A 17,813-nucleotide genomic window follows, 5' to 3' on the forward strand; every position below is an offset into this window, starting at 1 on the left:
CACCCCCTGAGCTGCGGTACAGTCTGATTCGCAGCCGCCGAGCGGCCGCAAATCAAGGACCTGTGGAGCAGTTGGTTAGCTCGCCACCCTGTCAAGGTGGAGGTCGCGGGTTCAAGTCCCGTCAGGTTCGCAGAAACGTCAGGGCCCGTATCCCCCAGGGGATGCGGGCCCTGACGCGTTGGCGGGCCAACACCCGGCCGCCCGGGGGCGTTGGGGCCCGCCCGAGGGCCTACGAGGCCCGCCTGAGCCCGTCCGAGGGCGGTACGAGGCCCGTGGGCCGCCCGCTTCACCCGCCGGTCCCGCCCGGGTCACAGTGGCCCGTCCCCGATACCCGTCCCCGACACCCACCCGCGATGCCCGACCGCGACGCCTCCGGACCTCCGTCGGGCGTCCCGTGGAATGCGCCCGGCCGCCGCCGGTGCGGCGGCCGCACAGAATCCCCCGTTCGCATGATGCGCTCCGCACGGCACGTCCCCTTTACGGGGTGCATTACCGGATATACAAGAGTGATCATCTGTGACGGGTGTCACCGCACGAGTTTTTGAGACTCCTACTTTTATCGCATCCCTACGCCCGCTCGATTTAATATGTGCAATGGCACCCGTCTCGCAGGGGCCCGCGCGGCCGTCCGGCACCGCCCTGACCTGGGCATAAAAAAGATCGCGCTGGACCCGGCGGAGTCCAGCGCGATCAGACGAGCAGAACCTGTTGGGGCAGGCTCCGTCGCATGAAGCTATGTGGGTTTCATCGGATTGGGGGACCCGATATAGACCCGTTAAAGCGGGGTGTTTACGCGACCTCAGGCCTCGCTGCGCTGCTGCGGAATTCCCGCGAGCAGTGCGCGAACCTCGGCCTCGCGGTATCGGCGGTGTCCACCCAGGGTGCGGATGGACGTGAGCTTGCCAGCCTTGGCCCAGCGGGTGACCGTCTTCGGGTCCACGCGGAACATCGTGGCAACCTCAGCCGGGGTCAGCAGCGGCTCGGCATCAGGGGTGCGAGCGGTCATGAGCGGCCTCCTCGGGAGAACCGAACCATCTCGGTTCTTTCCTCTAAATTCTGCACCTTGGCCCGCGTTGCCCGAAATGGACATACGCGGGCCGAGTCGGTTATAGGACGAACGGCTTGTCCTCGGCACTACAACTACACCATCCGTCCAGCCTCGACGGCCAAACCGACGGAATTGCCCTCCGAGGTGTTCATCAGCGGCGGAAGCCGATGGACCGTCCCATAGCGGACAGTCACCCCACTGTGACGATCAGTCACAGAGCGATCAGGAGCCGTCAGACCCCCCATAGAGCGCAATGCCGAGCATTCCGCCCTTAGTTGGGCGGAAGGAACCCTCCCCGGACTCCTTGTCCTATTTTGGCACGAGGGTAGGGGAAGGGCGCAAGGGTGTAGTTAGTGCGGTCCGTCACGCTTGGGCCAATGGCCCGTATCGGGACGTAGGTCCTGGTACTACGTCCCAAATCTTACGATCAGGGCCCTGATCAGCCAGTATTGGCTGATCGACCGATACGCCACAGTACGTACGCGGCCCTCGGAGGCGAAAAGAGCCACACAGGCCACTTTCGGCCTAATTCGCGAAAAGTCGCTCCCGGACCGCCCGCCACCGCTCCGCCAGCTCCCCGTACGCCTCGGAAGCCCCCTCCATGTCGCCGGCCCGCAGGGCCGCGATCCCCGCCGCCAGATCCCCGGCCGACCGGTCGACCGCCAGCCGGTCCGCCGGCAGCGCGTGCAGCAGCCCCCCGTAGTCCAGTTCGACCATCGACCTCGGGTGGAACTCCTCCAGCCAGCTCCCGACCTCCACCAGCCCCTCGGCGAGCATCCCGTACCCCTCCGCGTCGCGCAGGGTCCGCAGGGCCCGGGCCAGCCGCCGCCGGGCCTGCACCATCGGCGTCCGGTAGCGCAGCCGCTCGCCCGGGACGTACTCCCGCTCCTCGTCGGCCACCAGTACGAACCAGCGCAGCGGAATCTGCCACACGCCCGTCCGGATCCAGGGGCGCGCCTCCGGGTTCCGCTCGCGCCAGCGCTCGTACTCCTCGGCCGCCCGCCGGCGGGTCCCCGGCGGGAGCGCCGCGTCCAGCACGGGAAGCGGGAAGGACGCGACCAGTTCCTCGAGCGCCAGCCAGCCGCGGAGCCGGGTGCGCCACGGGCAGACCAGCAGCACCCCGTCCACCTCGGCCGTGAAGGCGTCCGCGCTCTCGTGCGCCGGCACCCCCACCACGGGGACCCGCACCAAGTCGGCGAGCGACTTGCGCAGTTCGTCCTGGGCGGTCGGGGTCACCCCGCGCCGGGCGTAGGCGGCCCAGTGGGTGCGCTCCGGCTCCGCGAAGGCGGCCAGGGGCTCGTAGACGCGCAGGTAGGAGGCGTACGGGACGGTCGGCGTCGAGCGCGCGGACGGCAGCAGGGGATCGGGGGATTCGCTCACGCTCTCGTACTCCCCTCTTTGAGGGTCCGGTTCACCTCCGGGGCGCTCCCGGCCCCGCTCGGGGGGCTTCGCACTCCGAGTCTGTTCCGATCCCCGGACAGGACGCCTACGCGGGGCCCGCAGGTCTTACGCTGCTCCCAGCACGCCCTCCCCCACCCGCAGGGCGGGCGTCTTTCCGCCGCATCTCTTCCATGGGAGTCACCACCGTGACCGAAATGACCGACGGCGTCCTGCACACCCTGTTCCGTACGGAACAGGGCGGCCACGAGCAAGTCGTGCTGTGCCAGGACCGAGCCTCCGGCCTGAAGGCCGTCATCGCGATCCACTCCACCGCCCTGGGCCCGGCCCTCGGCGGTACGCGCTTCCACGCGTACGCCTCGGACGAGGAGGCCGTCCTCGACGCGCTGAACCTCTCGCGCGGCATGTCGTACAAGAACGCCCTCGCCGGTCTCGACCTCGGCGGCGGCAAGGCCGTCATCATCGGCGACCCGGACGTCATCAAGAGCGAGGAACTGCTCCAGGCCTACGGCCGGTTCGTGGAGTCCCTCGGCGGTCGCTACGTGACCGCCTGCGACGTCGGCACCTATGTGGCCGACATGGACGTCGTGGCCCGCGAGACCCGCTGGGCGACCGGCCGCTCCCCCGAGAACGGCGGCGCGGGCGACTCCTCGGTCCTCACCGCCTTCGGCGTCTTCCAGGGCATGCGCGCCAGCGCCCAGCACCAGTGGGGCGACCCGACCCTGCGCGACCGCAAGGTCGCCGTGGCCGGCGTCGGCAAGGTCGGCCACTACCTGGTCGAGCACCTGCTGGAGGACGGCGCCGAGGTCGTGATCACGGACGTGCGCGAGGAGTCGGTGCGCCGGATCCTCGACAAGCACCCGGGCAAGGTCACCGCGGTCGCCGACACGGCCGCGCTCATCCGCGTCGAGGGCCTGGACATCTACGCCCCCTGCGCGCTCGGCGGCGCCCTGAACGACGAGACGGTCCCCGCCCTCACGGCCAAGGTCGTCTGCGGTGCGGCGAACAACCAGCTCGCGCACCCGGGCATCGAGAAGGACCTCGCGGACCGCGGCATCCTCTACGCGCCCGACTACGTGGTCAACGCCGGCGGCGTCATCCAGGTCGCCGACGAGCTGCACGGCTTCGACTTCGACCGCTGCAAGGCCAAGGCCACGAAGATCTTCGACACCACGCTCGAAATCTTTGCTCGCGCGAAGGTGGATGGCATCCCGCCGGCCGCCGCGGCCGACCGGATCGCCGAGCAGCGGATGGCGGACGCCCGCGCCGCCCGCGCGCTCTAGGCCCCTGGCGGGACCCCTGAATGGCGCCCGCCGGGGTGCGGCGAGACGGAACTCACTGCACTTCGGCGGGTCGCCCGCCAGGAAAAGGTTAAAATCGCAGCTGACCAGCGAGGACGGGGCGCCTTGTTGGTTCTGCACCGGGGCGCGTCATGCGGGCGGCGTACCGTATGGCCGCGGAAGCAGGTACCGTTAAACCCCTACGGACGGTCTCTCCACGGAGAGCCCGCTCCGAACCATGAACGCGTGTCAGACTCTGGGGCCGTCGAGCCCCGTCACCGAGGGGGTCGAGCCATGGGGCGCGGCCGGGCAAAGGCCAAGCAGACGAAGGTCGCCCGCCAGCTGAAGTACAGCAGCGGCGGGACTGACTTGTCGCGTCTGGCCAACGAGCTGGGCGCATCGACCGCGGAACCGCTGCCTGTCAGCGAGCCGGTCGAGGTAGACGACGACGAGCTGGACGAGGACGACCCGTACGCTCGGTACGCGGAGCTCTACAACCGCGATGACGACGACGAGGACGAAGAGTCCGGTCCGTCGGCGCACCGTCGCGGGGCTTGACGCGCGGATCCTTCTGCAGAGAAGCATCTGCGTCAGCTGACGAAACATCGAAACCCGGTCCAGGGCCTCGCCCCGGACCGGGTTTCCGTGCTGCTCAGCCCGCGTAGGACCCGGTCAGGGTCGCGCCCTCGGTGTGGTCGCCCCGGTCCAGGATCTCGCCGGCGACCCAGGCGTCGACGCCCCGGTCGGCCAGCGCGGTCAGGGCCACGTCCACCGACTCCTGCGGGACGACGGCCATCATGCCGACGCCCATGTTCAGGGTCTTCTCCAGCTCCAGCTGCTCCACCTGCCCGGCCTTGCCGACCAGGTCGAAGATCGCGCCGGGGGTCCAGGTCGAACGGTCGACCGTGGCGTGCAGGTGGTCCGGGATGACCCGGGCCAGGTTCGCCGCGAGGCCGCCGCCGGTGATGTGCGAGTAGGCGTGCACCTCGGCCGTACGGGTGAACGCCATGCAGTCCAGCGAGTAGATCTTGGTGGGCTCCAGGAGCTCCTCGCCGAGGGTGCGGCCGAGCTCCTCGACGTGCTGGTCCAGGGACATCCCGGCCCGGTCGAAGAGGACGTGCCGGACCAGCGAGTACCCGTTCGAGTGAAGGCCGGACGATGCCATCGCGATGACGGCGTCACCCGTACGGATGCGATCCGCGCCGAGGAGGCGGTCGTACTCGACGACACCGGTGCCGGCGCCCGCCACGTCGAAGTCGTCCGGGCCCAGCAGGCCGGGGTGCTCGGCGGTCTCGCCGCCCACCAGGGCGCAGCCGGCGAGGACGCAGCCCTCGGCGATGCCCTTGACGATGGCCGCGACCCGCTCGGGGTGGACCTTGCCCACGCAGATGTAGTCGGTCATGAAGAGCGGCTCGGCGCCGCAGACGACGATGTCGTCCATGACCATCGCGACCAGGTCGTGGCCGATGGTGTCGTACACGCCGAGCTGACGGGCGATGTCCACCTTGGTGCCGACGCCGTCGGTGGCCGAGGCGAGCAGCGGGCGCTCGTAGCGCTTGAGGGCGGAGGCGTCGAAGAGGCCGGCGAAACCGCCGAGGCCGCCGAGGACCTCGGGGCGCTGCGTCTTCTTCACCCACTCCTTCATCAGCTCGACTGCGCGGTCGCCCGCTTCGATGTCCACGCCTGCGGCTGCGTAGCTGGCACCGGTGGTCTTCTCTGTCATGACAGGAGAGAGCTTTCGTGTCGTTACTGCGTGTGGTGCTGGGCCCCCGGAGAAGCCTCAAAGAGAGGGCCCAGCGCAGGTTGAGCAGGCCAAACCGAGAAACGCTTACGGCCGCCGGAGCGCGTCGGCGGCGTCGGTGCCGCCCGCGAGCTCGGTCTCCAGGAGCTGCTTGCCCAGGAGCTGCGGGTCGGGCAGCTCCATCGGGTACTCGCCGTCGAAGCAGGCACGGCAGAGGTTGGGCTTCTGGATGGTGGTCGCCTCGATCATCGCGTCGAGCGAGATGTACGAGAGCGAGTCCGCGCCGAGCGACGTGGCGATCTCGTCGACCGACATGCCGTTGGCGATCAGCTCGGCCCGGGTGGCGAAGTCGATGCCGAAGAAGCACGGCCACTTCACCGGCGGCGAGGAGATCCGGATGTGGACCTCCGCCGCGCCGGCCTCGCGGAGCATCTTGACCAGGGCGCGCTGGGTGTTGCCGCGGACGATCGAGTCGTCGACGACCACCAGGCGCTTGCCCCGGATGACTTCCTTGAGGGGGTTGAGCTTCAGACGGATGCCGAGCTGGCGGATCGTCTGCGAGGGCTGGATGAAGGTCCGGCCGACGTAGGCGTTCTTGACCAGGCCGGAGCCGTACGGGATCCCGCTGGCCTCGGCGTATCCGACGGCGGCGGGCGTGCCGGATTCCGGCGTCGCTATCACCAGATCGGCGTCGACCGGGGCTTCCTTGGCCAGGCGCCGGCCCATCTCGACACGCGAGAGGTAGACGTTCCGGCCGGCGATGTCGGTGTCCGGGCGCGCCAGGTAGACGTACTCGAAGACACAGCCCTTGGGCTTCGCTTCCGCGAATCGAGAGGTTCGCAAACCGTTCTCGTCGATCGCGATGAGCTCGCCCGGCTCGACCTCGCGGACGAAGCTGGCGCCGCAGATGTCGAGGGCGGCGGTCTCGCTCGCGACCACCCAGCCGCGCTCCAGGCGGCCGAGGACCAGCGGGCGGATGCCCTGCGGGTCACGGGCGGTGTAGAGGGTTCCCTCGTCCATGAAGACGAGCGAGAAGGCGCCCTTGACCTTCGGGAGGACCTTGGTGGCCGACTCCTCGATCGTCAGGGGCTTGCCGTCCTCGTCGGTCTGCCCTGCGAGCAGGGCGGTGACCAGGTCGGTGTCATTGGTGGCGGCCACCTGGGTGGCACGGCCGTCCTGACGGGGAAGGTCGGCGACCATCTCGGCGAGCTCGGCGGTGTTCACCAGGTTGCCGTTGTGACCCAGGGCGATCGAGCCGTGGGCGGTCGCGCGGAAAGTGGGCTGCGCGTTCTCCCAGACGGAGGCCCCGGTGGTCGAATAGCGGGCGTGACCGACCGCGATATGACCTTGGAGCGAGCCGAGAGAGGTTTCGTCGAAGACTTGGGAAACGAGGCCCATGTCCTTGAAGACGAGGATCTGGGAACCGTTGCTCACAGCGATTCCCGCGGACTCTTGTCCGCGGTGCTGCAGTGCATACAGTCCGAAGTAGGTGAGCTTGGCGACCTCTTCACCCGGAGCCCAGACACCGAAGACGCCGCAAGCGTCCTGGGGGCCCTTTTCGCCGGGGAGCAGGTCGTGGTTGAGTCGTCCATCACCACGAGGCACGCTTCCGAGTGTAGGCGAGATCGACCACTGGTCCGAATTGGGGACGGCCGGGAAATGTCACAGCACAGAGGGTGACGACACGCCCCCGTCTCGGTATTCGGATCACCTTGTTGACATGTACGAAGACATTCGTACAGGCTCTCGGTTCATGCAGCCTCTCGGTGACCGCACCGTCACCCTCGTCGAGCGCCGCCACGTAGACCTGGTCCGTGTCGCGAGCGCCATCTGTCGCTGTTCCGCGTAGCCACAACTCTTCCTCGCCTTTTCCCCTCTCCGCTCTGCCCCGCCCTGCTCCCCCGTGCCGCGCGCCGTCCACCCCCTCGACGGGGTGAGCCTGGCCGGCTACCTGCTGCGCGGCGAGAAGGCAGCCGCGCGGGACCTGTTCTGGCGGGTCCGGGGCGAGCGGGCGCTGCACCGCGGGGACTGGAAGTACCACCGCGGCAAGGCGGGCAAGGACCAGCTCGTCGACCTGGCCGGGGACATCCGCGAACAGGCCGACAAGGCCGCCGTGGAGCCGGCCCGGCCGGCGGAGCTGCGGGCGGCCTGGGAGAAGGTGGACGCCGGCCTGCTGCCCTACCCGGGCTGACCCGGCGGAGCCCGGGCGCAGTCCCGCCAGTGGCCCCGGCGGTGGCCCCGGCGGTGGCCCCGGCGGTGGCCCCGGCGGTGGCCCCGGTGGTGGTCATTCCACGGCCGAGGCCGCCCGGGCGGTCAGGCCCTTGCCGTCCTGTGCGGTGAGGGTCAGCGTCTGGCCCTCGATCTTCGTGGTGAGCGGCCCGCTGCCGAACAGCAGGGTCAGGGTCCGCTCGAGCTCGCCCACCGGGCCCTCGCAGGCCATCCGGGTCGTGGTGAGCGGCCCGAAGGTGACCGCGGGGCCTTCGACGGTGGCCTTGGCGCTGAACCGGTTGCAGCCGAGGCTGCCGGCCGCGGTGGAGTCGGGGGCGATCGCGAAGTGTGCCTTGCCGGCCGCCTCGGCGGGCACCGAGGACACGCTCCCGCCGCTGATCAGGGACTCGACGGTCCACTCGGTCGTGGTGAGCGGGGCGGCTGCGGCCGGGGGCTTGGAGGTCATCGCGATGGTGCTCCCGTCGGCGGTCTTCAGGGTGAGCCGCTCGGGCCCCCGGTCGATCGTCAGCCGACCCGTGAACAGCCGGGCGAAGACCGTCTCGAATTCCATGTCCGCGCAGGCCATGGTGGTCGTCATGCCGGGGGTGACCGTCAGGGCGGAGGTGCCGTCGAGGACGACCGCCGCCTTGAAGCCGTTGCAGCCGTAGCTGCCGGTGGCCGATTCCTGCGCGATGTCGACCCGGGCGGCCTCGGGGGCGTGCAGGGTGCGGCCGCCGGTGGTCAGCGACTCGACGGCCCAGGAGCCCACGACATCGGGCAGCCAAACGCCCCCGCCCTCCTCGGCCTTGCCGCAGCCGGCCAGGGCGAGGGCGAGTACGAGGGCCAGCCCCGCGGGGGTGTGGACGTGCCGGAAGGTACGCATGCCCCTGGGACGGGCGGGGCGCCGGGACGGTTCCGTCATGGCCGCGCTCAGCTCATCAGCGGGAGCAGCGCGGACAGGTCGGCCCGCTCGCCACTGGCGCTGACCCGCGCCGCGTCGAGTTCCTCGGCCCATCCCGTACGGCCGGTCGCGAGCCGGATCCAGGTCAGCGGGTCGGTCTCCACCACGTTCGGCGGGGTGCCGCGGGTGTGGCGCGGCCCCTCGACGCACTGGACCACCGCGAAGGGCGGCACCCGTACCTCGACCGCACCCCCCGGGGCCTTGAGCGCGAGGGCGTCGGCGAGCAGCCGGGTACTGGCGGCCAGCGCCTGCCGTTCGATCGGGATGGCCAGTCCGGCGGCCCGGTTCAGGTCGTCGGTGTGGACCACCAGCTCCACGGTCCGGGTCACCAGGAAGTCGGCCAGGGTCATGTCCCCGATCCACAGGTTCAGCACGCGGGCGCCCGGATTCGCCGCGAGCGCCTCGGCCATGCGGGCCGCCGCCCGCTCGTACAGCTCGGGCAGCGGGGCACCGGTCAGGGTCTCCCGGGCCGCTTCGGAGATCTTCCCGGCGAGGGAGGCGGTCGCGAAGGGCCATTCCACGGCGGACAGTTCGGCGACGGCGGCGGGCGGCCGGGCGAGGCCGCCGGCCAGCGAGTCCGCGATCCAGGCGACGTGCCCGGCGAGTTCGGCGACGCTCCAGGCCCCGAGCCCGCTGGGGCGTGCCAGCTGTTCGGGCCCCAACTCCCCCACGGCTGCGCAGACATGCGCGAACTGCGCGGTGACGGCCGTACGGATCCTGGCGGGGTCGTAGGTGCGCGGCTTCTTCCTGGCGGGCGGCATGCGGTGACCCTATCCGGGCAGCGTCAGCTCCGTGCAGCCGCGCCGCGCGGCGGCATCGGTGGCGTAGGCCTTGAACAGCTCGGCCAGGCGCGGCTCCACCAGCTCGCCGTACCCGGCGGCCGCCTGCAGGGTGAAGGCCGCCGGGCGGCCCTGGCAGTCGGCGGATCCGAAGAGGACGCCGCCCTGCCGTCCGGCCCTGCGCTCGACGGCCGAGATCCGGCCCGGGAGGGAGCTGACGCAGGTGCCCTGAGCCTCGTCGCCGACGTAGGTCTGCGTCCGGATCCACCAGGGGTGGTCCTGGATACGGCTCGACGCGGGGGCGTCCGCACGCTCCTGCCCGGTCAGCCCGTCGTGGATCCGCTGCGCCTCCTGCGGGCCCACGGCCGGCGTGCAGGACTCGCCCCGGGTGTGCGCGGCGACGGGTGCTCCCACGGATCGGTCGGGCAGCGGGCGCGAGCACGGCCGAGGCCCCGCCCACAGGGTGGACGGGGCCTCGTACGAGCTACGGCTCGATCAGGCCAGCAGGGCCGGGATCGTCGCCTCGTGGGCCTCGCGGAGCTCGGCCAGCGGGAGGGTGAACTCGCCCTGGACCTCGATCTCCTCGCCGTCCACCACGCCGATGCGGGAGACCGGCAGGCCCCGCGCACCGCACATGTCGGTGAAGCGGAGCTCCTCGCTGCGCGGGACGGCCACGATGGCGCGGCCCGCGGACTCGGAGAACAGGAAGGTGAAGGCGTCCAGGCCCTCGGGCACCACGATCCGCGCGCCGTTGCCGCCGCGCAGGCAGGACTCGGTGAGCGCCTGGATCACGCCGCCGTCGGACAGGTCGTGCGCGGCGTCGATCATGCCGTCGCGCGAGGCGGAGATCAGGATCTCGCCGAGCAGCTTCTCGCGGCCCAGGTCCACCTTGGGCGGCATGCCGCCGAGGTGGTCGTGGACGACCTGGGACCAGGCCGAGCCGCCGAACTCCTCGGCGGTGTCGCCCAGCAGGTACAGCAGCTGGCCGGCCTCCGAGAACGCCATCGGCGTACGGCGGTTGACGTCGTCGATCACACCGAGGACCGCCACGACCGGGGTCGGGTGGATCGCGATGTCGCCCGTCTGGTTGTAGAGGGAGACGTTGCCGCCGGTCACCGGGGTGCCCAGCTCCAGGCAGCCGTCCGCCAGGCCGCGGCAGGCCTCGGCGAACTGCCACATGACGTCCGGGTCCTCGGGGGAGCCGAAGTTCAGGCAGTCGGAGATCGCGAGCGGCTTGGCGCCGGTCGCGGCCACGTTGCGGTACGACTCGGCCAGCGCCAGCTGCGCGCCCGTGTACGGGTCGAGCTTGGCGAAGCGGCCGTTGCCGTCGGTGGCCATGGCCACGCCGAGGTTCGACTCCTCGTCGATGCGGACCATGCCCGCGTCCTCGGGCTGCGACAGGACGGTGTTGCCCTGCACGAAGCGGTCGTACTGGTCGGTGACCCAGGACTTGGAGGCCTGGTTCGGGGACGAGACCAGCGCGAGGACCTGCGCGCGCAGTTCCTCGGAGGTCTGCGGCCGCGGCAGCTTGCCCGCGTCGTCCGCCTGGAGCGCGTCCTGCCAGGAGGGGCGCGCGTACGGGCGGTGGTAGGTCGGGCCCTCGTGGGCGACGGTGCCCGGGGGCACGTCCACGATGAGCTCGCCGTGCCAGAAGATCTCCAGGTGATCGCCGTCGGTCACCTCACCGATGACGGTGGCGATGACGTCCCACTTCTCGCAGATCTCCATGAAGCGGTCGACGTACTGCGGCTCGACGATCGCGCACATGCGCTCCTGCGACTCGCTCATGAGGATTTCCTCGGGCGAGAGCGTCGCGTCGCGCAGCGGGACGGTGTCCAGCTCGACGCGCATGCCGCCGGTACCGGCGGAGGCCAGCTCGGAGGTCGCGCAGGAGAGCCCGGCGCCGCCGAGGTCCTGGATGCCGGCGACCAGCTTCTCCTTGAAGATCTCCAGGGTGCACTCGATGAGGAGCTTCTCCTGGAAGGGGTCGCCGACCTGGACGGCGGGGCGCTTGGTGGGCTTGGAGTCGTCGAACGTCTCCGAGGCCAGCACGGACACGCCGCCGATGCCGTCGCCGCCCGTGCGGGCGCCGTAGAGGATGACCTTGTTGCCGGGGCCGGAGGCCTTGGCCAGGTGGATGTCCTCGTGCTTCATCACGCCGATGCAGCCGGCGTTGACGAGCGGGTTGCCCTGGTAGCAGGCGTCGAAGACGACCTCGCCGCCGATGTTCGGCAGGCCGAGGCAGTTGCCGTAGCCGCCGATGCCCGCGACCACGCCCGGCAGGACGCGCTTGGTGTCGGGGTGGTCGGCCGCGCCGAAGCGCAGCGGGTCGACGACGGCGATCGGGCGGGCGCCCATGGCGAGGATGTCGCGGACGATGCCGCCGATGCCGGTGGCCGCGCCCTGGTACGGCTCGATGTACGAGGGGTGGTTGTGCGACTCGACCTTGAAGGTGACCGCGTACCCCTGGCCGACGTCGACGACGCCGGCGTTCTCGCCGATGCCGACGAGCATGGCGTCGTTCTTGGGGGCCTTCTTGCCGAACTGGGCCAGGTGGACCTTGCTGCTCTTGTACGAGCAGTGCTCGGACCACATGACCGAGTACATGGCGAGCTCGGCGCCGGTCGGGCGGCGGTCGAGGATCTCCCGGATCCGGGCGTACTCGTCCTCCTTGAGGCCGAGCTCCTTCCACGGCTGGGAGGCGTCCGGGGTTTCGGTGGCGTTCTTGACGGTGTCGAGGCTCATGCGCTGACCAGCTTCTTCAGGACCGAGGTGAAGAACGGGAGGCCGTCGGTGCGGCCGGTCCCGATCAGCGGCTCGACCGCGTGCTCGGGGTGCGGCATGAGGCCGACGACGTTGCCCGCGGCGTTGGTGATGCCGGCGATGTCGCGCAGCGAACCGTTCGGGTTGACGTCGAGGTAGCGGAAGGCCACGCGGCCCTCGGCTTCCATTTCGTCGAGCACGCGCTCGTCGGCGACGTACCGGCCGTCCATGTTCTTCAGCGGTACGGAGATCTCCTGGCCGGCGGTGTAGTCGCCGGTCCACGCGGTCTCCGCGTTCTCCACCCGCAGCTTCTGGTCGCGGCAGATGAAGTGCAGGTGGTTGTTCCGGAGCATCGCCCCCGGCAGCAGGTGGGCCTCGGTGAGGACCTGGAAGCCGTTGCAGATGCCCAGGACGGGCATGCCGCCCTTGGCCTGCTCGATGATGGTCTCCATCACCGGCGAGAAGCGGGAGATGGCCCCGGCGCGCAGGTAGTCCCCGTAGGAGAAGCCGCCCGCGAGGACGACCGCGTCGACCTGGTGCAGGTCCTTGTCGCGGTGCCACAGCGAGACCGGCTCGGCCCCCGCGAGGCGGACGGCGCGCAGCGAGTCACGGTCGTCGAGCGTTCCGGGGAACGTGACGACTCCGATGCGAGTGGTCACCGTCAGGCCTCGACCTTCACGGTGAAGTCTTCGATGACGGTGTTGGCGAGGAACGTTTCGGCCATCTTGTGGATGCGGTCGAGGGCGGCCTGGTCGACCGGTCCCTCCACCTCCAGTTCGAAGCGCTTCCCCTGGCGGACGTCGGCGATCCCCTCGAAGCCCAGGCGCGGCAGTGCACGCTGCACCGCCTGGCCCTGGGGGTCGAGGATCTCCGGCTTGAGCATGACGTCGACTACGACGCGTGCCATCGGGCACTCCCGTGTGGTGGTTGGTGCGAAGGCGGTTCCATCAGCGTACCCGGCCAAAATTTCTACGCGGGTAGATATCCGGAGGGCGTGATCACCGGGCCGTTTCGGCTTCACCAACGCTTCGCAAAATCCGCCGGAAAACCACGTACCCGGCATTGCGGCGGGACACGCGGAGAGAATTAACTGGGCTTCGCAATGCAATGGGAATCGGGGTACAAAGGAATCACTCCGAGCGAGTGTCATTTTTCGCTTCGCAACGGGGGATGAAAGATGCATTGCCCCGAAACATCCACACAGGCGACATCACCGCACGTCAGCAGGTGGCGACGTCGCACGAAGGGACCGATATCCGTGGCGCAGCGCGTAGTAGTCACGCTCTCCGACGACATCGATGGCGGAGAAGCGGTGGAAACGGTCGTGTTCGCTCTGGACGGTAAGTCGTACGAGATCGACCTCAATGTGGCCAACGCAAAGAAACTGCGGACGGGCCTGGCCCCCTTCGTGGCCGCCGGCCGCCGCCAGTCGCGCTCGGGGAAGGCCTTCAAGCACACCTCCATCGCCCCCGACCCGGCGGTCGTCCGGGCCTGGGCCCGGTCCAACCAGTACGACGTGCCCCCGCGCGGCCGCATCCCGAAGAAGATCTACGAGGCCTACAACGCGGCTCACTGAGGGCCGATTTGCCATCCACCCCCATCCGTCGGCTAGTGTGTGGATCACGCCAAGGGGCCAGGCCGCAGGTCAGAGCCTCCGAGGTCGTGCGGGTGTAGTTCAGTAGCAGAACATCCCTCTTCCAGAGGGAAGGCGCAGTGTGCGATTCCTGTCACCCGCTCTGCATCGCTTTCCGACCACCACGGTGGATCGGGTAGAGTGATGCACGCACCACCCCGGTGGTGCACTGCATGCGGACGTAGCTCAGTTGGTAGAGCACCACCTTGCCAAGGTGGATGTCGCGCGTTCGAGTCGCGTCGTCCGCTCTGTATGCAGAAGGCCCCGATCATTGCGATCGGGGCCTTCTTCGTATTCCCTCCCTTTCCCTCGTCCGTCCTCCACGGGCGACGGCGGACGCCCCTGACAAATGTCATCGCGGGTCATGACAGCGCGCACTGCCGACCCGGTCCGGCCGCCCCGAGGCTTGAGCCATGACTGACACCGTGATCGAAGCCCAGGGCCTGCGCCGCGGCTACGCCGGCGGATTCGAAGCCGTCCGGGGCGTCTCCTTCTCCGTGGCGCGGGGCGAGATCTTCGCCCTGCTCGGGACCAACGGCGCGGGCAAGACCTCCACCGTCGAGCTGCTGGAGGGACTGGCCGCGCCGAGCGACGGCCGGGTGCGCGTCTTCGGGCTCGATCCGTACGCACGCCGGGCCCAGGTCCGCCCGCGCACCGGGGTCATGCTCCAGGAAGGCGGCTTCCCCTCCGACCTGTCCGTCGCCGAGACCGTCCGGATGTGGGCCGGAGTCACCAGCGGCGCCCGCCCGACCGCGGAGGTGCTGGAACTGGTCCGCCTGGGCGCCCGGTCCTCCGTACGGGTCAAACAGCTCTCCGGCGGTGAACGGCGGCGCCTGGACCTGGCGCTGGCCCTGCTCGGCCGCCCCGAGGTGCTGTTCCTGGACGAGCCGACCACCGGAATGGATCCCGAAGGGCGACGGGACACCTGGGCGTTGGTACGGGAGCTGAGGGCGCAGGGGACCACGGTGCTGCTGACCACGCACTACCTGGAGGAGGCCGAGGAGCTCGCGGACCGCCTCGCGATCCTCCACGAGGGGGAGCTCGTCCTGTCGGGCACCCCGGCGGAGGTGACCGCCACCCGGCCGGCCCGGATCCGTTTCACCCTGCCGGCCGGGATGCCCGCGGCCCGGCTCCCGCTGGCGCTGCACGCGGCGGCCCACGGGCGGCGCGTGGAGATCCGTACCGAACGGCTCCAGGCGGACCTGACCGAGCTGCTCGGCTGGGCCCGGGAGAACGGCGTGGAACTGGACGGGCTCGACGCCCGGTCCGCCTCCCTGGAGGAGGCCTTCCTGGAGATCGCGGAGAACCGCCGCAGCGCCGGCGGCCGCACCGAGGACACGATGGCGGGGACCCGATGAACACCTTGGCCCTGAACCCCGGCCGGCTCGCCGCGCTCGGCCGCTCCGAGCTCACCCTGCTGGTGCGCAACCGGGCCGCGCTCGGCGTGGCCGTCCTGATGCCCCTGCTGATGGTGTTCGTCCTGCGCTCCTCCCTCAGCGGGGTCGAGGGCGCGGAGGCCGTCGGCGAGGCCACCCTGACCGGCGGGATCGGCATGGTGCTGGTCCTCGTCGTCTACATGAACCTGGTCTCCGCCTACGTCGCCCGGCGCGAGGAACTCGTCCTCAAGCGGCTGCGCACCGGCGAGGCGAACGACCTGGAGATCCTCGCCGGGACCGCGCTGCCCGCCGCCGTCCTCGCGCTCGGCCAGATCACGGTGCTCGCGGTGGCCGGCGCGGCCGTGCTCGACGTGCGCATGCCCCGCAACCCGCTGCTGCTCGTGGCGGCCGTCCTCGCCGGCGTCGTGCTGCTGGCCGGGATGTCCGCGGTGACCAGTTCCTTCACCCGCACCGTGGAGACCGCAGGCCTCACCACGCTGCCGCTGTTCCTGATGACCGTGCTCGGCTCGGGGCTGTTCATGCCGGCCGACTCGCTGCCGGACCTCGCGGCCTCCCTGTGCGAACTGCTGCCGCTGAGCGGGGTGATGACCCTGGTGCGGGCCGGCTGGACCGGCGGCGCCGAGGCCCATGACCTGCTGGGGGCCGGACTCAACACGCTGGCCTGGGTCATGATCACCGTGTTTGCTGTGCAGAAGTGGTTCCGCTGGGAACCGCGCCGCTAGAGGATCCGGGGGACGGGACCGTGTCGAAGCTGACGGGGTGGTGGAAGAACCGCAGCAGTGCGGGGAAGCTGGAGATCTACACCCGGTGGTCGTTCCACCTCTTCGTGCTCATCGAGATCGTCTCCTTCGGACTGGCTCCGGTGATGGCCGCGGCCGGCACGTCCTCGGTCCTGGTGGCCGGGACGCTCTCCGTGATGCTGTGCGCCCACGCGGTGCTGTGCGGGGTGCTCAACTCCAGGGCGCTGGACTGGGTGGTGGGGCGGCGCGAACGCCCGGTCCGGCTCGCGGTGTTCATGGCCGTCGCGACGGGCGCCGCCACCTTGGCCGTCCTCGCCCTGCAGGCCACCGGAAGGCTCGGGGACCCCTCGGTGGCGCCGGCGCTGGTGTCGGGGCTGACCTTCTTCGGCTCCGGCTCGCTGGTGATGTGCCTGCGGTCGGTGCGCAGGATGCGGTACGTGCCCCCGGCCGCGGCGGCCGGGACGAGTCTGGCCGCACTCGCCTTGGGGCTGCCCGCCGGCGAGGCCGTGGGGTATCTCGTCGGGATCCTGCTGGGCAGCCTGTTCTTCAGCTTCACCAGCGGTTTCTCCTCGTGGCTGCTGAACACGGTCTACGAGCTGGACCGCTCGCGGGAGGTCCAGGCGCGCCTCGCGGTGGCGGAGGAGCGGCTGCGGTTCGGCCGCGATCTGCACGACGTGATGGGTCGCAATCTGGCCGTGATCGCGCTCAAGAGCGAGCTGGCCGTACAGCTGGCGCGGCGCGAACGGCCGGAGGCGGTCGAGCAGATGATCGAGGTGCAGCGGATAGCCCAGGAGTCCCAGCGGGAGGTGCGGGACGTGGTGCGGGGCTACCGGGAGGCGGATCTCGCGGTGGAGCTGGAGGGCGCGCGCGGGGTGCTGAGCTCGGCCGGAATGGACTGCCGGGTCGACTTCCGGCCCGGGCGCGAGCTGCCCTCCGAGGTCCAGTCGGCCCTCGGCTGGGTGGTCCGCGAGGCGACGACGAACATACTGCGGCACGGGGACGCGCACCGCTGCCTGATCCGGCTGACCGCCCCGGCGAGCGGCTCCGTGACGCTGGTGGTCGAGAACGACGGGGCGCCCGACGCCCCCGCCGGGCCGCCCGGCTCGGGGCTGGCCGGGCTGCGGGAGCGGCTCGCCGCATTGGACGGGACCCTGCAGGCAGGGCTGGTGGGCGACGGCCGGTTCCGGCTGCTCGCGGAGATCCCGGACCGGGAATCGCAACGACTGGAGGTGCGGGCGTGAGCCCCGTACGCGTACTGCTCGCCGACGACGAGCACCTGATCCGCGGGGCACTGGCGGCCCTGCTCGCCCTGGAGGACGACCTGCTCGTCGTCGCGGAGGCGGCCTCGGGCCCCGAGGCGCTGGCGATGGCGCGGGCGCACCGGCCGGACGTGGCGGTGCTGGACCTGCAGATGCCGGGGGCCGACGGTGTGAGTGTCGCCACATCGCTGCGGGCCGAGCTCCCCGACTGCAGGACCATGATCGTGACCAGTCACGGCCGCCCGGGGCACCTGAAGCGGGCGCTGGCCGCGGGGGTGCGGGCCTTCGCGCCGAAGACGGTCTCGGCGCAGCGGCTGGCCGAACTGATCCGGACCGTGCACGCGGGAGGCCGTTACGTGGACCCGGAGTTGGCGGCCGACGCGATCAGCGCGGGGGACTCGCCGCTGACCGCGCGGGAGGCCGAGGTGCTCGAACTGGCGGCGGACGGGGCGCCGGTCGCGGAGATCGCCGAGCGGGCCGCACTGTCGCAGGGGACCGTACGGAACTACCTGTCCTCGGCGGCGACGAAGCTGGGCGCCGAGAACCGGCACACGGCAGTGCGTCTCGCACGCGAGCGAGGTTGGGTATAGTAGTTCTCGCGTTACG

At 70.6% G+C, this 17,813-nt stretch carries 18 protein-coding genes, 3 tRNA genes and 1 pseudogene; 12 read left to right on the forward strand and 10 right to left on the reverse strand.

Going from position 1 to position 17,813, the window contains the following annotated elements; translation table 11 throughout:
* The first annotated feature begins 56 nt into the window (after positions 1-56).
* Positions 57-130 (forward strand) — tRNA-Asp (locus OG332_RS20580).
* Between the two features lie 669 nt (positions 131-799).
* On the opposite strand, the gene bldC is transcribed toward OG332_RS20580, so the two are convergent.
* Positions 800-1,006, reverse strand: coding sequence for a developmental transcriptional regulator BldC (gene bldC, locus OG332_RS20585; protein ID WP_003949541.1), 207 nt, complete (start codon positions 1,004-1,006; stop codon positions 800-802).
* 567 nt (positions 1,007-1,573) lie between these two features.
* Positions 1,574-2,428: a hypothetical protein gene (locus tag OG332_RS20590; protein WP_327414853.1), complete on the reverse strand. Its 855-nt coding sequence runs from the start codon at positions 2,426-2,428 to the stop codon at positions 1,574-1,576.
* 206 nt (positions 2,429-2,634) lie between these two features.
* Between OG332_RS20590 and OG332_RS20595 the strand changes: the two genes are divergently transcribed.
* Positions 2,635-3,729: a Leu/Phe/Val dehydrogenase gene (locus tag OG332_RS20595; RefSeq protein ID WP_327414854.1), complete on the forward strand. Its 1,095-nt coding sequence runs from the start codon at positions 2,635-2,637 to the stop codon at positions 3,727-3,729.
* Positions 3,730-3,972: 243 nt separating this feature from the next.
* The gene (locus OG332_RS20600) at positions 3,973-4,284 is read left to right on the forward strand and encodes a DUF3073 family protein (RefSeq protein WP_405830890.1); all 312 of its coding nucleotides are present in this window, start codon (positions 3,973-3,975) and stop codon (positions 4,282-4,284) included.
* Positions 4,285-4,378: 94 nt separating this feature from the next.
* Here OG332_RS20600 and purM read toward each other — a convergent pair whose 3' ends face one another.
* Positions 4,379-5,449, reverse strand: coding sequence for a phosphoribosylformylglycinamidine cyclo-ligase (purM, locus tag OG332_RS20605; RefSeq protein WP_327414855.1), 1,071 nt, complete (start codon positions 5,447-5,449; stop codon positions 4,379-4,381).
* Positions 5,450-5,554: 105 nt separating this feature from the next.
* Positions 5,555-7,072 (reverse strand): amidophosphoribosyltransferase, encoded by a 1,518-nt coding sequence (purF, locus tag OG332_RS20610; protein WP_319723735.1) that lies wholly within the window; start codon positions 7,070-7,072, stop codon positions 5,555-5,557.
* 148 nt (positions 7,073-7,220) lie between these two features.
* Here purF and OG332_RS47855 point away from each other — a divergent pair, with 148 nt between their 5' ends.
* Together OG332_RS47855 and OG332_RS20615 are read left to right on the forward strand one after the other, a co-directional pair.
* Entirely contained in the window at positions 7,221-7,316 is a 96-nt protein-coding gene (locus tag OG332_RS47855; protein WP_324617183.1) for a putative leader peptide, read from the forward strand.
* A 57-nt stretch (positions 7,317-7,373) separates the two neighbouring features.
* Positions 7,374-7,658, forward strand: a pseudogene (locus OG332_RS20615) (twin-arginine translocation pathway signal protein); the annotation flags it as partial.
* 93 nt (positions 7,659-7,751) lie between these two features.
* On the opposite strand, the gene OG332_RS20620 reads toward OG332_RS20615, so the two are convergent.
* The 6 genes from OG332_RS20620 to purS form a co-directional block, all read right to left on the reverse strand.
* Complete coding sequence (locus OG332_RS20620; protein ID WP_327414856.1) at positions 7,752-8,558, reverse strand: META domain-containing protein; 807 nt, start codon at positions 8,556-8,558, stop codon at positions 7,752-7,754.
* A gap of 47 nt (positions 8,559-8,605) precedes the next feature.
* Positions 8,606-9,397, reverse strand: a complete 792-nt coding sequence (locus OG332_RS20625; RefSeq protein ID WP_327414857.1) for a maleylpyruvate isomerase family mycothiol-dependent enzyme — start codon at positions 9,395-9,397, stop codon at positions 8,606-8,608.
* Positions 9,398-9,406: 9 nt separating this feature from the next.
* On the reverse strand, positions 9,407-9,829 hold the full coding sequence (locus tag OG332_RS20630; protein ID WP_327414858.1) for a hypothetical protein: 423 nt from the start codon (positions 9,827-9,829) through the stop codon (positions 9,407-9,409).
* A gap of 81 nt (positions 9,830-9,910) precedes the next feature.
* Complete coding sequence (gene purL, locus OG332_RS20635; RefSeq protein WP_327414859.1) at positions 9,911-12,160, reverse strand: phosphoribosylformylglycinamidine synthase subunit PurL; 2,250 nt, start codon at positions 12,158-12,160, stop codon at positions 9,911-9,913.
* Positions 12,157-12,837 (reverse strand): phosphoribosylformylglycinamidine synthase subunit PurQ, encoded by a 681-nt coding sequence (gene purQ, locus OG332_RS20640; protein ID WP_327414860.1) that lies wholly within the window; start codon positions 12,835-12,837, stop codon positions 12,157-12,159. The genes purL and purQ overlap by 4 nt, the downstream gene beginning before the upstream one ends.
* A gap of 2 nt (positions 12,838-12,839) precedes the next feature.
* The gene (gene purS / locus OG332_RS20645) at positions 12,840-13,085 is read right to left on the reverse strand and encodes a phosphoribosylformylglycinamidine synthase subunit PurS (protein ID WP_030009438.1); all 246 of its coding nucleotides are present in this window, start codon (positions 13,083-13,085) and stop codon (positions 12,840-12,842) included.
* A 351-nt stretch (positions 13,086-13,436) separates the two neighbouring features.
* Here purS and OG332_RS20650 point away from each other — a divergent pair, with 351 nt between their 5' ends.
* The 7 genes from OG332_RS20650 to OG332_RS20680 all read left to right on the forward strand — a co-directional run bounded on the left by OG332_RS20650 (position 13,437) and on the right by OG332_RS20680 (position 17,797).
* On the forward strand, positions 13,437-13,754 hold the full coding sequence (locus tag OG332_RS20650; protein WP_327414861.1) for a histone-like nucleoid-structuring protein Lsr2: 318 nt from the start codon (positions 13,437-13,439) through the stop codon (positions 13,752-13,754).
* Between the two features lie 88 nt (positions 13,755-13,842).
* Positions 13,843-13,914 (forward strand) — tRNA-Gly (locus OG332_RS20655).
* A 72-nt stretch (positions 13,915-13,986) separates the two neighbouring features.
* Positions 13,987-14,059: transfer RNA gene (locus OG332_RS20660), tRNA-Gly, on the forward strand.
* 165 nt (positions 14,060-14,224) lie between these two features.
* Positions 14,225-15,169, forward strand: coding sequence for an ABC transporter ATP-binding protein (locus OG332_RS20665; protein WP_327414862.1), 945 nt, complete (start codon positions 14,225-14,227; stop codon positions 15,167-15,169).
* Positions 15,166-15,930 (forward strand): ABC transporter permease, encoded by a 765-nt coding sequence (locus OG332_RS20670; RefSeq protein WP_327414863.1) that lies wholly within the window; start codon positions 15,166-15,168, stop codon positions 15,928-15,930. Before OG332_RS20665 ends, OG332_RS20670 begins: the two co-directional genes overlap by 4 nt.
* Positions 15,931-15,950: 20 nt before the next feature.
* Positions 15,951-17,189 (forward strand): sensor histidine kinase, encoded by a 1,239-nt coding sequence (locus tag OG332_RS20675; RefSeq protein ID WP_327414864.1) that lies wholly within the window; start codon positions 15,951-15,953, stop codon positions 17,187-17,189.
* Positions 17,186-17,797: a response regulator transcription factor gene (locus tag OG332_RS20680; RefSeq protein WP_327414865.1), complete on the forward strand. Its 612-nt coding sequence runs from the start codon at positions 17,186-17,188 to the stop codon at positions 17,795-17,797. Before OG332_RS20675 ends, OG332_RS20680 begins: the two co-directional genes overlap by 4 nt.
* Positions 17,798-17,813: the final 16 nt, after the last annotated feature.

Source organism: Streptomyces sp. NBC_01233 (genome assembly GCF_035989305.1).
Classification (GTDB): domain Bacteria; phylum Actinomycetota; class Actinomycetes; order Streptomycetales; family Streptomycetaceae; genus Streptomyces.

What these genes read in the sequence shown, in the direction of transcription:
- bldC (WP_003949541.1), bottom strand. Translation starts at nt 1,006, where the DNA reads ATGACCGCTCGCACCCCTGATGCCGAGCCGCTGCTGACCCCGGCTGAG.
- purM (WP_327414855.1), bottom strand. Translation starts at nt 5,449, where the DNA reads ATGACAGAGAAGACCACCGGTGCCAGCTACGCAGCCGCAGGCGTGGAC.
- OG332_RS47855 (WP_324617183.1), top strand. Translation starts at nt 7,221, where the DNA reads ATGCAGCCTCTCGGTGACCGCACCGTCACCCTCGTCGAGCGCCGCCAC.
- OG332_RS20620 (WP_327414856.1), bottom strand. Translation starts at nt 8,558, where the DNA reads ATGCGTACCTTCCGGCACGTCCACACCCCCGCGGGGCTGGCCCTCGTA.
- OG332_RS20625 (WP_327414857.1), bottom strand. Translation starts at nt 9,397, where the DNA reads ATGCCGCCCGCCAGGAAGAAGCCGCGCACCTACGACCCCGCCAGGATC.
- purL (WP_327414859.1), bottom strand. Translation starts at nt 12,160, where the DNA reads ATGAGCCTCGACACCGTCAAGAACGCCACCGAAACCCCGGACGCCTCC.
- purS (WP_030009438.1), bottom strand. Translation starts at nt 13,085, where the DNA reads ATGGCACGCGTCGTAGTCGACGTCATGCTCAAGCCGGAGATCCTCGAC.
- OG332_RS20665 (WP_327414862.1), top strand. Translation starts at nt 14,225, where the DNA reads ATGACTGACACCGTGATCGAAGCCCAGGGCCTGCGCCGCGGCTACGCC.
- OG332_RS20670 (WP_327414863.1), top strand. Translation starts at nt 15,166, where the DNA reads ATGAACACCTTGGCCCTGAACCCCGGCCGGCTCGCCGCGCTCGGCCGC.